The following is a 14226-nucleotide window of genomic DNA, read 5'->3' as shown; positions in this document are numbered from 1 at the left end:
GTGATAGTTTTTGAAAGTAGGAGGGGATATATAAGTTATGGCAATAAATATTTTAATTGTGGAAGATGAAGATATATTACGTGAAATATTAAAAGATTATTTTTTAAGTGAGCAATATATAGTGTTTGAAGCGAGAGACGGGAAAGAAGCTTTAGTTGTATTTGAGGAAGAAGAGGTTGATTTAGTTATTTTAGATATTATGTTGCCGGAACTTGATGGGTGGTCCGTTTGCCGAAGAATCCGTAAAACATCTGAGGTTCCTATTATTATGCTGACGGCACGTGTAGATGAAGATGATACGTTACTTGGATTTGAACTTGGAGCGGATGACTATGTGACAAAGCCATACAGTCCTCCAATTTTATTAGCAAGAGCGAAAAGATTGTTAGAAAGTAGAAAAGTGACAAAGCAACTTTTAGAGAATGAAGATGATACATTATCAATCCACGGTATTCACGTTCATTTTCCGTCGCGCACTGTTACGGTAGATAGAACAGACATTAATTTAACACATACAGAATTTGAAATATTAGCGTATTTTATGAAAAATCAAGGGATTGTTTTAACACGAGAGCAACTCATCTCAAGAATTTGGGGATATGAATTTGCTGGTGACGATCGAACGGTTAATAGTCATATTCGTAATTTAAGAAATAAATTAGGAGAGAAAGCAAAGTACATTACAACTGTAGTACGAACAGGTTATAAATTTGAGGGAAATGTATGAGAAAAGGGATTGTACTAAAACTATTTACCCTCACAACAGCATTATGTATGTTAATTTTAGCGACGATATTTATTGGACAAACGATATTTTTTAAACAATATTATGCGAATCGAAAAGTGGAAGATATTAAAGTGAATTTAAATTCCTTCGAAAAGAATTATTTGAACTATGCGGGAAGTGCAGAAGGAATTCAGAAGCTGGAGCAAGACTTTTTAAGAGAAAATAATACGTGGATTACGACATTAGATCAGAACGGGAATTTAAAGCATGCAGATGATTTTTATTTTGAGGTAACGATAAATCGTTGGCAACAAAAGAGCTTTGGACAACAACTATTCAAAATCCCCCTATACAATCTCGTCAATATAGAGGAGATTGATAATAAACCATCAAATCAGTTTTTAGGCCAAGAAATTTATTTTTCTGGAGTGAAAAAAGAAGATAGTTTTATTCCATTCTCTTTCTCATTATCTAAGCGGAATTTAAGCGGATCTAATAAACCGTTAGAAAAAGCATTTAATGAGAAAATGAGTAAATTAGATCAGGAGAAAAAGAAAGTAGCTGGGGAACAAGTTGGTAAGGAAAAGAAGCCGGCAGTTCAGGAGCAAGCTGTCCAAGAACCAGATGCTTACATAGAAGGGCGTGTTACGAAAGTACAATTCCCTGATGTAAAAGGTCCCGTAAATCCAATTTATAAAAACACTTTATTTTTGGATAGTATAAAAGAATTTCAAACGGATGTAGTACTAAAAGAGAGTAATCAAATAGAGTATTCAACAAAGACAATGGACTATGAAAAAAATGATATAAAATATAAATTATTAATCAAACCGATAAAAGAAAAAGACGGATCGGTCACATATATATATGCGATGGCTTCCTTACAACCTGTAGATGAAGCTGTACAAATGGTGCAAGATTACTACATTTACATCATTGCATTTGTAGTCGTTCTCATTTTTCTAGCTTCTTTCTATTACTCTAAACAAATTGCAAAACCATTATTAAAAATAAATGATACAACGAAGAAAATAGCGCATTTAGATTTCACAGAACAAATACCAATTACTTCAAAAGATGAAATTGGTGATTTATCGAAAAATATTAATGTATTATCCAATAAACTCCATTCGCATATTGGGCAGCTAGAACAAGATATTGAAAAGGAAAGAAAATTAGAAAATACGCGAAAAGAATTTATTTCTGGTGTTTCGCATGAACTAAAAACACCGCTGAGTATTATGAAAAGCTGTATTTCTATTTTAAAAGATGGAGTAGCTGAGCATAAAAAAGAGTACTATTTTCAAGCGATGGAACGAGAAGTAGACAAAATGGATACGTTAATTTTGGATATGCTTGAGTTAGCTAAATTTGAGTCAGGCACATATAAAATGAAAATGGATTCATTTTATATCGATACAGTAATTGAAGATATATGTGAACATCTTTCTGTAGAAATAGAGAAAAAAGAACTTCGTGTTCATAAAAATATAGGTCCATTTGAAGTAGCCGCAAATCAAGGCCGGATTGAACAAGTCATCGTGAACTTCATTACGAATGCCATACGTTATACACCAAATAAAGAAGATATTATTATTTCTACAATAGATGAAAAAGATCGTATAAAAGTATGTATTGAAAATAAAGGCACTCACATTGAAGAAGAGCAATTAGATAAAATTTGGGATCGTTTTTATCGCGTGGATGCAGCTCGTCAGCGTTCACAAGGCGGAACAGGTCTTGGGCTTGCTATTTCAAAGAATATTTTAGAACTACACGGTGCTGAATATGGAGTAAAGAATACAGAAGAAGGTGTGTTATTTTACTTCTATTTACCGAAAAAAGCGTAGACAATATGATCTACGCTTTTTTAAATTATTTTCATATTATCTTTACTTAATCTTTATTTTTAAGCGATATAATCTGGTTAGAAAATGAGGTTATGTAAGGAGTCGATGAACCGTGCATAGCAATTGGCTAGGTGTGATGGTATTTATTTTCTTTTGTGCATTTATTGTTTTTTTAATTGATATTACGATATGAAAAAAAGAGCGCTCATTAAGCGCTCTTTTTGTTTGAGTTTAGTTGATAAGCATTGATGCTTTTGAATAAACGTGGTGAAGTGATAAATAAAAATATAAGTAAAACGGTACATAGAATATAGGAACCAATCATTGTGCTACCGTTAAATATTAAAGAATATAGAACTGCTGATTGACCTTTCGGTGCATATTGTCCCCAGAAAATAATACCGGCGATAAAGTGAAAGAAATAGCGAGCTAGACTACCGATAAATGTAGCAAGGATAATATAGGAAATTGTTTTCTTTCTTTCACCATTAATTAAGGTCTGCTGAATTGGCTTATAAAAGAGTCCAGCAAATCCAATGAATGCGAAAGCAACGAAGTATTCAATGAGTACTTGAATTGGTGTGACGATAATGGCATCGCCTACGACAATTTGTAGTAATCCCCAAATTAAGCCTCCTAAGAAAGCCATTTTGAAGCCCCAGCGGTATGCGATAATAAAAATAGGAATCATAGCAAATGAAATGGAACCGCCTGTTGAAAGTTTGATTGATAATAATGGAAAAATGTCGATGACCAGGGCGAAGGCTGCAAGAATAGCAGATTCGATCATCGCTTGTAAATTGGTGTTACGCATGTTGTTTCCCCCTAAATCCAAGTTGTACAAAAAAGAACATTATCATAGGAGGATACGAAATACGTAAATAAAAAAGAGGTATGTATTTCGGACGTTTGCACAATCCCTGCGTTAGCATTAACTAACAGGTTCGAAGGGTCGGAACGAAGTGTTCCCTCTCAGCGGCATGGCTCCCCCTGTGATAACGAGATTCTTTATTTGCTATTGTTTATTGTAAGCGAAATGGATGAGAATGGCAAACGAATCTGTTATGACAATTATTGAAATATAATTGTATTGAAATGTTAATAAATATGAAGCAAAAAGATATAGTCCAAGTGAAATAGAGTGTGATATAATTTTTCTGAAAATAATTATCATTCTCTTCTGAGGGGGAAGGTTATGAGTTTAGTAGATATTAAAATAGGTGAGAAAGTGTTAGTGAAAAGTATTCAGTCTTTAGATCATTTACTAAAGAGAAGATTGGCTGCTTTTGGTCTTTCTGAAGGAAGCGAACTTCGTATGAAGCAGAAAGCGATGTTCAAAGGTCCTTGTACATTGGAGTGTCGTGGACAGTTAATTAGTATTCGTCATTGTGACGCGAAAATGATAAAGGTGGAATTAGCGTGAATAAGGTTGCTTTGCTAGGGAATCCAAATACAGGGAAGACATCATTATTTAATGCACTTACTGGTTCTTATGAGTATGTAGGAAACTGGAGCGGTGTAACAGTAGAAAAGAAGGTTGGTAAATTAAAAGATAAGCAAGGAACATTAATTGATTTACCAGGCGTTTATGATTTAAATCCAGTTTCACGTGATGAAGGTGTCGTTACGAATTTTCTACTAACAGACGAATTTCATCATATGTTAAATATAGTGGATTCTTCGCAATTCGAGCGAAATATGCATTTAACATTACAATTGCTTGAATTTGGTAAACCAGTTTCGATTGGTTTAAATATGGTTGATGTGGCGAAGCAAAGAGGAATTGTAATTGATGTAAAACGGTTATCAGAATTATTAGGTGTAACAGTTGTTCCTGTCGTTGCAAGAAGCGGAAAAGGCTGTGAAGAACTACTTGCGACTCTTAAAGAAAATGACAAAAAAGAGAAAAAACCATTCGTTATTTCATATGGTGTACAAATGGATGAAGGAATTGGAGAGGTTATAGCTCTTTTAGAGACAGCGAATTATAAGCATCCAAGATGGTTAGCCCTTCAATTTTTAAGCAATAACGAAGTAGTAGAAAAAGAAATGAAAGCACTACCAATTTATAAGGAACTCATAGCCGTTCGATCTCGCTTAGAAGGAAAACTTGATTGTACGTTGGAAGAGCACATTTACAAAACTCGTGAAGCGTATATTGAAAAGTTAAAAACAAATGTTATGAAGCATGAGAAAGAAGGAAAAATTCCTTTTTCGGAAAAAATTGATAGACTAATTACGCATAAAATTTTAGGACTTCCAATCTTTTTAGCAGTTATGTTTTTTATTTTTCAGGTTACGTTTACGTGGATTGGTACACCTTTATCGGATATGCTAGATGGCTTTTTTGGTGGACAGCTTACGGATTGGGTAACGGCTGGACTTACAAGTGTTGGTGCTTCTGATTTTATTCAAGCACTCGTTACAGAAGGGATTATTGCTGGTGTTGGTGCTGTATTAGTATTCGTGCCACAAATCTTTGCACTATTCTTTTTCATTTCATTACTAGAAGACTCAGGATATATGGCGCGAATTGCAGTTGTTATGGATCGAATTATGGAGTTCTTCGGTTTAAACGGAAAAGCGTTCATTCCGATGATTATCGGTTTTGGATGTAATGTTCCAGGTATTATGGCAGCGAGAACGATTGAACAAGAAAAAGAACGTTTACTTACAGTTCTTGTAACACCGTTTATGTCTTGTTCGGCACGTTTACCTGTATATGCACTGTTTGCGGGAGTATTCTTCCCTAATAGTCAGGCAACTGTTGTATTTTCTTTATATGTTGCAGGTATTGTTCTTGCGTTACTTGTTACAAAAATTATGTCTCTTACAATTTTAAAAGCAGAAAAATCTATTTTCGTTATTGAACTACCTCCTTACCGCGTGCCACAAGTGAAAACGTTATGGCTAAGCACGTGGGAGAAAGGGAAAGGGTTTGTTCGTAAAGCAGGTACATTTATCTTCGGTGGTTCTGTTGTCATTTGGCTATTAAATTATGCAGGTCCATCAGGATTTGGTGTTGATATGGGAGACAGCTTCTTAGCGATGATTGGTGGATTTATCGCACCACTATTTGCACCGCTCGGCTTTGGAACGTGGCAAGCTGGGGCATCCCTGTTAACAGGATTTTTAGCGAAAGAAGTTGTCGTTTCTACAATGGCAATTATTTATGCGGTGAAAGAAGATGTGCTAGGAAATGTAATGGGAGCACATTATACGGCGCTATCAGCATATGCATTTATGTTCTTTGTTTTATTATATGTTCCGTGTTTAGCGACAGTAGCCGTTATTAAACGTGAAACAGGTTCAGCGAAGTGGACGATTTTCTCTGTCGTGTATCCACTTGTTGTTGCTTATGTATTAACGCTCATTATATACCAAGTTGGATCCCTACTCGGATTCTAGAAGGAGATGTATTGTGATGATGGTCAATATTATAATTGGAGCTATCATTTTTGGTTATGCAGCATACACGTTAGTTAATTTTGTAAAGAGAAGTAAAAAGGGAAAATGCGCAGCATGTTCTTTAAATAAGTCCTGTCAATCGCAAACTTGTAGTCCTGATATGGAGCAAGTTGCTCATAAATAGAAAAAAGCTTTGCGAATTTCGCAAAGCTTTTTTTGTTTTACTTTTTAATTTTTACAAGTTGAGAAGCTTCTATGCCGTTGTAACCAGGGAATTCTTTACTAGGATCTTTATCAAATTTTAATACCCCAACAGATTTCTCTTCACCTTTTACATTTCCGTAAGTTGCATCATCAACAATCGCGAACATGTCGGCATATGCACGGCCACTTCCGATGATTGTGTTGCCTTCGTATTTTAATTTAGCCCCATCAAGTGTAGCATTTTCTACTTTTTCTTTTGCAAATAATACACCTTGTTCTGTTGTTACAGCTGGTAATTTATCAAGTGGTTTTGTGTCGTCTTTTTTAGAAACTTTGCTCAGTAACTCTTTCTTCACCAGTTCTTCACCAGTTTTCTTATCCATGACAAGAACTTTTTTACCTTCTAATGTTGTCATTTTCATTTTATAGAAGTCTTTTTCTTTCACTTCTTTTTTGTTTTTATCTGTAATTTGCTGAACTTGCTCTTCTGATCCATACAGTACAAAGCCGTTCGCTTTCTCTCCTAATAAAGAACAACCTGATAGCGCTCCAAGTGAAATTGCTGCTGCTAATCCGATTCCTATTAATTTTTTCATGATGATTTCTCCTTCTATATGTTTTATAGTAAATACATTTTTTGTATTAGTTTTGAAATGATGAGAAGCTTGTTTGTTGCTTCTGGTATTAGTGTATAAGAAATATGGAAACGTAACTATCGAGTTAGCTTACAGTAACATTACAATAATGTAATTTAGTGAAAGTGCATAAAAATAAGTCAATTCTAAAGAGAATGAATGAGAATATATTAGGAATACAATGTTTTATATGGAATGTCATATTATATTGGCTGTATTTTGGAAATAACATGTAAGGATATCTTAGTTTTGTTATAATAAACACATAGGTTGTAAAAATGAATATTCTTTACTGTAAAGGGAGATTTTTCAGTTTTCCAAGTAGTGAATTTGAAATATGAGGTATATCATAGGAGGAATTTGAATGTCTGTATTTAAACGATTAAGAGATTTAACAATGTCGAATGTGTATTCATTAATTGAGAAAGCGGAAGATCCAGTTAAGATGACGGATCAATATTTACGCGATATGCAAGCAGATGTACAAGAAGCTGAGAAAAGTGTAGCAGCTCAAATCGCGCTTGAGAAGAAATTCAAAATATTATTTGAAGAGCAAGAAGCACTTGTGAAAAAACGTGAAGAGCAAGCTCATATGGCTGTTCAAGCAAGCAATCTTGACCTTGCGCGTCGCGCTCTTGAAGAAAAACAAAATGCAGAGCAAAAGATGAATGAGTATAAAGCAAGCTATGAGCAAAACAAAGCTGCTGCTGATAATCTTCGTCTGAAGTTAGAAGAAATGCGTAAGCAATTAACAGAGCTGAAAAATAAACGTGAAACACTTGTAGCACGTGTAAATGCGGCGAAAGCACAAAAGAATATTAATCAGGCGATGTCTGGATTTGATTCAAACTCAGCAAAAGCTGGTTTAAGCCGTATGGAAGAGAAAGCTCTTCAATTAGAGGCTGAAGCAGAAGCAAGCGGCGAAGTGTATAAAAAAGAAAAGTCATTAGATGATGAATTCGCAAGCTTAAACAAAAATTCTGTTGTTGACGATGAATTAGCTCGTATTATGAAGCAGTATGAGAAATAATATAGAATAGACAAAGAAACCGACATGTCTGAAGAGAATTCATGTCGGTTTTCTATTATTTTTTAGAGGAGGTTTTGCAATGACATGGATGAATGTAGTGGCCATGCTTGTATGGACTGGAGCGAGTGCAGTACTTTTATTTGCAATTATGTGGGTTGATTCAATTTTTACTAAATACAATGATTTAAAAGAAATAAAGAATGGGAATACAGCTGTAACAACTCGTTTCGTCATGAAATTATTCGCGCAAGGGTACATTTTATCTCAGTCGATTACGAAAGCAAATGATTTATGGCAAGCGCTACTTGCATCAGCAGTTTCTTTCGTTATTTTGTTAGTAGTAGAAATGTTTATCGAATTCGTGTTAAAGAAAATGGCTGGTTTAGATTTAGAAGAAGGTACGAAAGAAGGCAGTGTTGCACACGCGATGTTGGCCGGATCATTACATATCGTTGGTGCACTTATTTTAGGTGCTTGTTTATAAAGAGAGAAGGAGGGGTAAATCATGAGTTTATTTAAACGAATTAAAAATATAATGAAGAGCCCAGAGCCGCCGAAACCAGAGAAAAGTTTGTTAACGTTAGCTCCTGGCGATATGATTGAAGTTTCATTAGTCATGTACGAATTAACTGGGAAAACGAGTATGCATTCTCGTAAAGAAATTGTTTTAACGCTGCAGGATGGGAAAGATATTCGTTATTTAAAAATTGAAGACCGTGAAAATACGTATTACAAATTATATACACCGATTGATGGTCGTTTAGATTCAATTGATGAAATTCCGACGACAATTGAAATGGATGATACAGAGTACCATATGGAAGAGCAATATAACGGACGTGTTGTTGTCATGGGGAAAACACCATTCGCTGCTTCAGAAGAACAGCACGTATGGGAATTCCAATCTGATAACCGAAAATTATTACGTATTGAATGGCAGAATGGTCGCACAATGATGTATGAGGGAGAAACAATTATTCCTGCTGATGTACAAATTATAAGAGCAACATAAGGGGGGCGTAATCATGTCAAACCGATTGTTTACCATGATTAAATCGTTCGTAATCCCTATACTTGCTATCGTTACATTACTTGTTATTGCTGGTTATGCTTTATCAGGCTGTCAAAGTGGTCAAGCGAAGTCAATTCAAGACCGTTATCCGCTTGAGTCTGTCGCAAAAGAAGGTAAACAAGAATCTTACGTGTATAGGGCCGCCAATCGGTCAGTTCCTGAAGTCGCGAAGGAACTTATAGCCGAAAGGAAACCGAAGCAAGCATCTAAAGAAGACGAAAATCAAATGTTCCTCGTTTATTCTGATAAAATGTATAATTTGCAAAAGGATAAAGAGAAACCATCTGATACGTTAATTGAAGTGAGTAATGAAGAATTCGTCCGTCAAAATTACCAACCATCCTTCCTGCAAGGGTATATTATGGGAAGTATATTAAACGATATATTCGGTTCACGAAAATCATCATCCGGTGATTACCGAGGATATAATGACAGACAAAATCATAAACCAGTTATTCCAGAGAGACCACCTACGAAAGAAGAAAAGAAAACCCCGCCTCCAATTACGAAGGAAGGGAAAGGATCTATCATTAAGCGAGGAGATAATGTAGATCCGAAATCATCAGTAGGTGATAAGGGAAGTATTACGGAAAAAGGAAGTAATACGACGCCTCCACCTTCTACCGGAAGCAAAGGGAAAATTACGAAAACACCAGGTGGCTCGAGCGGCTCAGATGTGAAGCCGAAATCATCTATTAAAACGCCGCCAAAGAATACATCTCCCCCAAAAACGAGGGTTGGTGGTTCAGGAAAGATTACGAAAAGAAGGTAGTGATAGAGACCGAAAAGTAGAATTTGCTTTTCGGTCTTTTTTTATTATGGAAATTAATTCCTTGTAGCTGGAATTAAGTTATAAGGAGGAGATTATTATGACTATATATAAAAGGTTTAGTTTAATTATGTTCCTCGTCTTATTTCTCAGTTTATTTATTAGCGCAACGATGTAATTTCATTTTGTAGTAGGTATTCTATGGATACTATGTACATATACTCTTTTTCTGTATGTTCCGCTCTGCTTTCAATATGAAGTGCCCGCCTTTCAAAAATACGTAGCATGGATTAAGAGAGGAGGAAGATGGGGGAAGTAAAATTATATCGGCGATTACTGAAACATATCGATTTACCGACAGAAACTGACAACGACCGCAACGTAATAATAAAAAGAGGGTGTGCCAAATTGTTGGCGCACCCTCTTTTTTATAATGATTAATGAATATCACGTTTCTTAAAGTTACCGCCTTTTACTTCTGCTACATCATAAACTGTAATAAAGGCATTTGGATCGATTTCATTAATAAGTTCTTTCATTTTACTTTCTTCTAAACGGTTAATTACACAAGAAATTTCTTTAAATTTCTCTCTTGAATAACCACCGTATACTTCGTTATATGTTGCACTTCGGCCTAAACGATCGCGAATTGTTTCTACCATTAATTCAGGCTCTTTTGTAATGATTTTAAATGCTTTCGAACCACTTAAACCAACTTCAACGATATGAATCACTTTCGAAGCAATAAAGTAAGCAATTGCCGAAAGGATAGCTCCTTGAAGGCCGAATACTGTTGATACGAAAATAAATACGAACATGTTTAAGAATAAAATAAGGTCACTCGTTCCAAATGGTAACTTACGAGAAAGCAATACAGCTAGCATATCGATTCCATCTAATGCCCCACCGTTACGTAATGCTAGTCCCATACCAAACCCGATAATAATACCACCAACAACTGTAACTAATAATGTATCGCCTTCAATAATAGCTGGTATTCCGTGCATGACAACGGTACCTATTGCTAATGAAGCAATCCCGATAATGGAATAAATCGCAAAGCTTTTACCGATTTGCTTATATCCTAACCAAACGAAAGGAATGTTAATAACTGCGATTAGAGCTCCTAATGGTAATCCAAATAATCTTGAACTAACGATACTTAAACCAGTCACACCACCGTCTGATACGTTATTTGGAATTAATACTGCTTCTAATCCGTACGCTGTGATAAATGCCCCAATAATAATCATCAAAGCTTTTGAAGCGATTTTTAGCTTATTGGGCTTGTTTTTGATAATTTTCTCCATGTAATTTCCTCGTTTCAAACTAGTTTCTTATTTGTTACGTAATTCACACCTAACTTCCATTTTAACATTTAATCTGAAAAAATTCTCCTTTAATGGATGTATGCAGGGAATATTATCACCATATTATCTTTAAAATATTTTTGAAATGAGTATAAGAAATCCCATCCTTATGGAAGGATGGGAGAATGTTAAGAAAGAATAAAACTAAGGACTGTTAGGAATACAGCAAAGCCTAAAATAGTTCCACATATTTTCATATGGCGCTTACGTCCCATAACGACAATTGCGACATATTCACGAATCATTGCGTTAGGCCAGTAATAAAATGCTGTTTTTGATCCAATTCCTTGGCTATTAAGACCAGCTTGTCTTGCATATATACCAGCGCGGAAAAGATGGAAGTTGTTCGTTGTAAAGATGCTTCTATACTTACCTTCTGGTTTTAAAGAATTCATAATTTCTTTAGAGAACGACATGTTTTGATATGTGTTGACAGAGCGATTTTCCTGCACTGTATGTTCAATCGGAATGCCTTTTTCAACAGCATATTTTTGCATTGCTTCTGCTTCAGGAAGGCCTTCATCTGGACCTTGTCCACCAGAGAAAATAATTGTTGGTGGTGTATTTACAGCGGCTTGTTTCCAGTAAAAGTCGATTGCTTTATTAATGCGACTTGCAAGTAAAGGCGGTACCTTATCATTAATTAAGCCGCTACCAAGAACGATAATGAAATCTTGATTACGTCTTGGTCTATTGAATTGGTATAAAAAATACGCGCTTAAGAAGTTAGATAAATGCACAAAGAAATACATAGTTATAAGAGATATAGCAGCAAAAATAAATTGAAAATGCGCTGAGAATAAACTTGCTGGATTTATAATAGGGAGCATTATAAAGAATAAAATCCCTAAAGCAGCAAGTAAAGTTAAAGAGTTTGTGAAGCGTCTTCCTTCACGTTGCATTAAAATTTTTGCATTAAGAAATAGTCCAAACATTAAAGCGACTATAGCAAAAGGTATCATTACAATTAGCGCTAACATCGGAATAATAACGATAAAATGTAAAGAATTACTACCAGACTCATAAGAGGCTATAGCGCAAAATATTAGAAATGAACAGAAAAAGGCATTAAATAAAAAGCCGTTTATTATTTTTCGTGGATCTTTTAAATAGGAGATAAGAAAAATAATAAATAATATAAGGGGAATGATTCCAAAATACATAATATAGTACACCTCAATATTTATAAGAATTTGACATACCTTTTATATTACATGATTTTATAATTGGATATGAAAGAAAAAGGATTTTGAATTTTCTCAATAAAATATATAGATACATATGTTACAATGTATTTAAAGCGATATATTAAAAGTAAAATGGTTGAAGAGGCACTCTATGGAGTGTCTTTTCTTTTTGGTATGTAATTATGCATATTATATTTATTTTCAAGTGAAGAGGATTAAAATATAAATGGCAGGCAGACTATATAAAGCAGAATTTCGTACAAACATTTCCCTCTACTTTTTGTATCTAACAATCGTATAACAATAAATAATTCTGTTTTATAATGTCTGTTTATGAAAGGTGTCTTCTTTAAAGGCACCTTTTTGTTGTTTAGTATAGTTTGTTTTTACTGTTTGCATAGTGGAAACTATCTATACTAAACATTAGCAATCTTCCGTATAAATATTATCAATTTACTATATATTCCAGTGGTGTTAACCTACATATGAAAGGCTTTCTTTTTCAAAATATTACCCCTAATAAATTTTTGAAGAAGTCAACTGTCTCCAAAATTGCCATTCATGCTTAGCAAAAAAGAATCCTACTGGATTCTTTTTTGTTTTCGACAGAATATGACAAATTATATTTTTATAATTTGTTATATTGTTAAATGGTTATTATGGTAAAGAGAAGGAGACTTAATTATGGGATTTAAAAAATTAATTTTAACAGGTGCACTTGTTGCAACTACAGCATTTACTTCAATTGGAACAGCGCAGGCAAGTGTAGAGTTTAAAGATGTTCCAAACAATCATTGGTCTTATAAGGCAATTATGGATTTAGCAAATAAAAATGTTGTTGCTGGATACGGAAATGGGCTTTTTGGATTTGGTGATAATGTAACACGTGAGCAAGTTGCAGCTCTTATGTTCCGTCATTTAAAACCGACAGTAAAAGAACAGTATAACAATCCATATAAAGATGTTACGGATCGTTCAACTATGTTTAAAAAAGAGATTCTTGCTTTAACAGAGATGGGTGTATTCGTTGGAGATAACACAGGAAAATTTAGACCGAAAGATGCGTTAACTCGTGAAGAAATGGCACAAATTTTGACAAGAGGATTCCAATTGCAAATAAGAGGGGATCATAATTTCCCGGATGTAGATAGAAATGGATGGGCGAATCCTGCGATTACTGCAATTAAATCAAATTATATTACAGCTGGAACTGGTGATGGTACATTCGCACCTAAAATGCATGTAAGTCGTGAGCAATACGTTCAGTTCTTATATAATGCAACGTTACCATTTGAAGAAAGACCAGGAGCAAAACAACCAGAACCAAAACCAGAAGTAAAACCAGAACCGAAACCAGAACCGAAACCAGATCCGAAACGTTTTGCTAATTGTAAAGAAGCAAACGATGCTGGATATTATGACATTACAAGAGATAGTCCATATTATGGTAAGCATTTAGATCGTGATGGCGATGGAATTGCTTGTGAGAAAAAGAAAAAAGGTAAATAAGAAAAAGCACTCAAACTGAGTGCTTTTTCTTATTGAAACATGCTATTTTTTTAGGCGCTTTTCATAAAATGAAAGTAAGGAGATGAAAGTAGGTGACAAAATGCCGTCAGTTGTGGAAGGGGTTATTATTGAAAACTGTAATGGAACGATTAATTTAGGGGATAAATATAACGTGCAGCCGATTGAAAAAACGAAAGCTTATAATGGATCGGGATCATCGAATACAGGATTTAATGTGAGGACGTTTAGTGGTATTAGTACAGCGGATGTAAGGGATAACGATGTGTATGATCAAGTAATCCAATCTACGTTATAATTTTTATATGCAAAGTTGCATAAAGTAATGCGTTTGTCCTGTGATACAATTTAACTGTGAGCTGTTAATGATTCTTCTGTATTATAGTTGTTAGATTGGAAATATAACATCTTATCGAAAATCATACGTACAAAAAAGACACTTCAAAC

15 protein-coding genes, 1 pseudogene and 1 riboswitch are annotated in these 14226 nt (G+C 34.6%); of the genes and pseudogenes, 12 read left to right on the top strand and 4 right to left on the bottom strand.

The annotated features are described in order from the left end of the window. Positions 1–37: 37 nt before the first annotated feature. Together KZZ19_RS23540 and KZZ19_RS23535 are read left to right on the top strand one after the other, a co-directional pair. Positions 38–727 carry a response regulator transcription factor gene (locus tag KZZ19_RS23540; protein WP_088098133.1) on the top strand — a complete coding sequence of 230 codons (690 nt, stop codon included), beginning with the start codon at positions 38–40 and terminating at the stop codon, positions 725–727. After that, complete coding sequence (locus KZZ19_RS23535; protein ID WP_237981511.1) at positions 724–2577, top strand: sensor histidine kinase; 1854 nt, start codon at positions 724–726, stop codon at positions 2575–2577. The genes KZZ19_RS23540 and KZZ19_RS23535 overlap by 4 nt, the downstream gene beginning before the upstream one ends. 208 nt (positions 2578–2785) lie before the next feature. Here KZZ19_RS23535 and thiT read toward each other — a convergent pair whose 3' ends face one another. Then, a complete protein-coding gene (gene thiT / locus KZZ19_RS23530) occupies positions 2786–3412 on the bottom strand; it encodes an energy-coupled thiamine transporter ThiT (RefSeq protein ID WP_237981562.1) in 627 nt (208 codons plus the stop codon). 64 nt (positions 3413–3476) lie between these two features. After that, positions 3477–3578, bottom strand: a riboswitch (TPP riboswitch). A gap of 194 nt (positions 3579–3772) precedes the next feature. Between thiT and KZZ19_RS23525 the strand changes: the two genes are divergently transcribed. From KZZ19_RS23525 to KZZ19_RS23515, 3 genes are read left to right on the top strand one after another with little or no spacing between them, the layout of a single operon-like run. After that, complete coding sequence (locus KZZ19_RS23525; RefSeq protein ID WP_088098130.1) at positions 3773–4000, top strand: FeoA family protein; 228 nt, start codon at positions 3773–3775, stop codon at positions 3998–4000. Next, on the top strand, positions 3997–5985 hold the full coding sequence (gene feoB, locus KZZ19_RS23520; protein ID WP_237981512.1) for a ferrous iron transport protein B: 1989 nt from the start codon (positions 3997–3999) through the stop codon (positions 5983–5985). The genes KZZ19_RS23525 and feoB overlap by 4 nt, the downstream gene beginning before the upstream one ends. 16 nt (positions 5986–6001) lie before the next feature. Next, a complete protein-coding gene (locus KZZ19_RS23515; protein WP_000989599.1) occupies positions 6002–6169 on the top strand; it encodes a FeoB-associated Cys-rich membrane protein in 168 nt (55 codons plus the stop codon). A gap of 37 nt (positions 6170–6206) precedes the next feature. Here the strand turns inward: KZZ19_RS23515 and KZZ19_RS23510 are convergent, their stop codons facing one another. Further along, entirely contained in the window at positions 6207–6785 is a 579-nt protein-coding gene (locus KZZ19_RS23510; RefSeq protein ID WP_237981513.1) for a lipoprotein BA_5634 family protein, read from the bottom strand. A gap of 403 nt (positions 6786–7188) precedes the next feature. Between KZZ19_RS23510 and KZZ19_RS23505 the strand changes: the two genes are divergently transcribed. The 5 genes and pseudogenes from KZZ19_RS23505 to KZZ19_RS23485 all read left to right on the top strand — a co-directional run bounded on the left by KZZ19_RS23505 (position 7189) and on the right by KZZ19_RS23485 (position 10014). Then, positions 7189–7854, top strand: coding sequence for a PspA/IM30 family protein (locus KZZ19_RS23505; protein ID WP_088098127.1), 666 nt, complete (start codon positions 7189–7191; stop codon positions 7852–7854). Positions 7855–7933: 79 nt separating this feature from the next. Beyond that, complete coding sequence (locus tag KZZ19_RS23500; protein WP_000220090.1) at positions 7934–8338, top strand: DUF350 domain-containing protein; 405 nt, start codon at positions 7934–7936, stop codon at positions 8336–8338. 21 nt (positions 8339–8359) lie between these two features. Then, on the top strand, positions 8360–8866 hold the full coding sequence (locus KZZ19_RS23495) for a DUF4178 domain-containing protein (RefSeq protein ID WP_016095930.1): 507 nt from the start codon (positions 8360–8362) through the stop codon (positions 8864–8866). Between the two features lie 13 nt (positions 8867–8879). Further along, on the top strand, positions 8880–9698 hold the full coding sequence (locus tag KZZ19_RS23490) for a DUF4247 domain-containing protein (RefSeq protein WP_237981514.1): 819 nt from the start codon (positions 8880–8882) through the stop codon (positions 9696–9698). Between the two features lie 97 nt (positions 9699–9795). After that, positions 9796–10014 (top strand): annotated as a pseudogene (locus KZZ19_RS23485) (hypothetical protein). A 118-nt stretch (positions 10015–10132) separates the two neighbouring features. On the opposite strand, the gene KZZ19_RS23480 reads toward KZZ19_RS23485, so the two are convergent. After that, on the bottom strand, positions 10133–11005 hold the full coding sequence (locus KZZ19_RS23480; protein ID WP_000411241.1) for a YitT family protein: 873 nt from the start codon (positions 11003–11005) through the stop codon (positions 10133–10135). Between the two features lie 188 nt (positions 11006–11193). Further along, positions 11194–12228: a YdcF family protein gene (locus KZZ19_RS23475; RefSeq protein WP_237981515.1), complete on the bottom strand. Its 1035-nt coding sequence runs from the start codon at positions 12226–12228 to the stop codon at positions 11194–11196. Between the two features lie 708 nt (positions 12229–12936). On the opposite strand from KZZ19_RS23475, the gene KZZ19_RS23470 reads away from it, so the two are divergent. Next, positions 12937–13761, top strand: coding sequence for an S-layer homology domain-containing protein (locus tag KZZ19_RS23470; protein ID WP_237981516.1), 825 nt, complete (start codon positions 12937–12939; stop codon positions 13759–13761). Positions 13762–13843: 82 nt separating this feature from the next. After that, positions 13844–14077, top strand: coding sequence for a spore germination protein (locus KZZ19_RS23465; protein ID WP_098341958.1), 234 nt, complete (start codon positions 13844–13846; stop codon positions 14075–14077). Positions 14078–14226: the final 149 nt, after the last annotated feature.

Origin of the sequence: Bacillus thuringiensis (assembly GCF_022095615.2) — a bacterium.
In the GTDB taxonomy this organism is placed as follows: Bacteria; Bacillota; Bacilli; order Bacillales; family Bacillaceae_G; genus Bacillus_A; species Bacillus_A cereus_AG.
The sequence above is the reverse complement of the archived record's forward strand: the minus strand, read 5'-3'. Positions and strand labels throughout refer to the sequence as shown.

Bases quoted from the DNA above. Each gene is read 5' to 3' on its own strand.
- KZZ19_RS23540 (WP_088098133.1), top strand. From the start codon at position 38: ATGGCAATAAATATTTTAATTGTGGAAGATGAAGATATATTACGTGAA.
- KZZ19_RS23535 (WP_237981511.1), top strand. From the start codon at position 724: ATGAGAAAAGGGATTGTACTAAAACTATTTACCCTCACAACAGCATTA.
- KZZ19_RS23525 (WP_088098130.1), top strand. From the start codon at position 3,773: ATGAGTTTAGTAGATATTAAAATAGGTGAGAAAGTGTTAGTGAAAAGT.
- KZZ19_RS23515 (WP_000989599.1), top strand. From the start codon at position 6,002: ATGATGGTCAATATTATAATTGGAGCTATCATTTTTGGTTATGCAGCA.
- KZZ19_RS23510 (WP_237981513.1), bottom strand. From the start codon at position 6,785: ATGAAAAAATTAATAGGAATCGGATTAGCAGCAGCAATTTCACTTGGA.
- KZZ19_RS23505 (WP_088098127.1), top strand. From the start codon at position 7,189: ATGTCTGTATTTAAACGATTAAGAGATTTAACAATGTCGAATGTGTAT.
- KZZ19_RS23500 (WP_000220090.1), top strand. From the start codon at position 7,934: ATGACATGGATGAATGTAGTGGCCATGCTTGTATGGACTGGAGCGAGT.
- KZZ19_RS23495 (WP_016095930.1), top strand. From the start codon at position 8,360: ATGAGTTTATTTAAACGAATTAAAAATATAATGAAGAGCCCAGAGCCG.
- KZZ19_RS23490 (WP_237981514.1), top strand. From the start codon at position 8,880: ATGTCAAACCGATTGTTTACCATGATTAAATCGTTCGTAATCCCTATA.
- KZZ19_RS23480 (WP_000411241.1), bottom strand. From the start codon at position 11,005: ATGGAGAAAATTATCAAAAACAAGCCCAATAAGCTAAAAATCGCTTCA.
- KZZ19_RS23475 (WP_237981515.1), bottom strand. From the start codon at position 12,228: ATGTATTTTGGAATCATTCCCCTTATATTATTTATTATTTTTCTTATC.
- KZZ19_RS23470 (WP_237981516.1), top strand. From the start codon at position 12,937: ATGGGATTTAAAAAATTAATTTTAACAGGTGCACTTGTTGCAACTACA.
- KZZ19_RS23465 (WP_098341958.1), top strand. From the start codon at position 13,844: ATGAAAGTAGGTGACAAAATGCCGTCAGTTGTGGAAGGGGTTATTATT.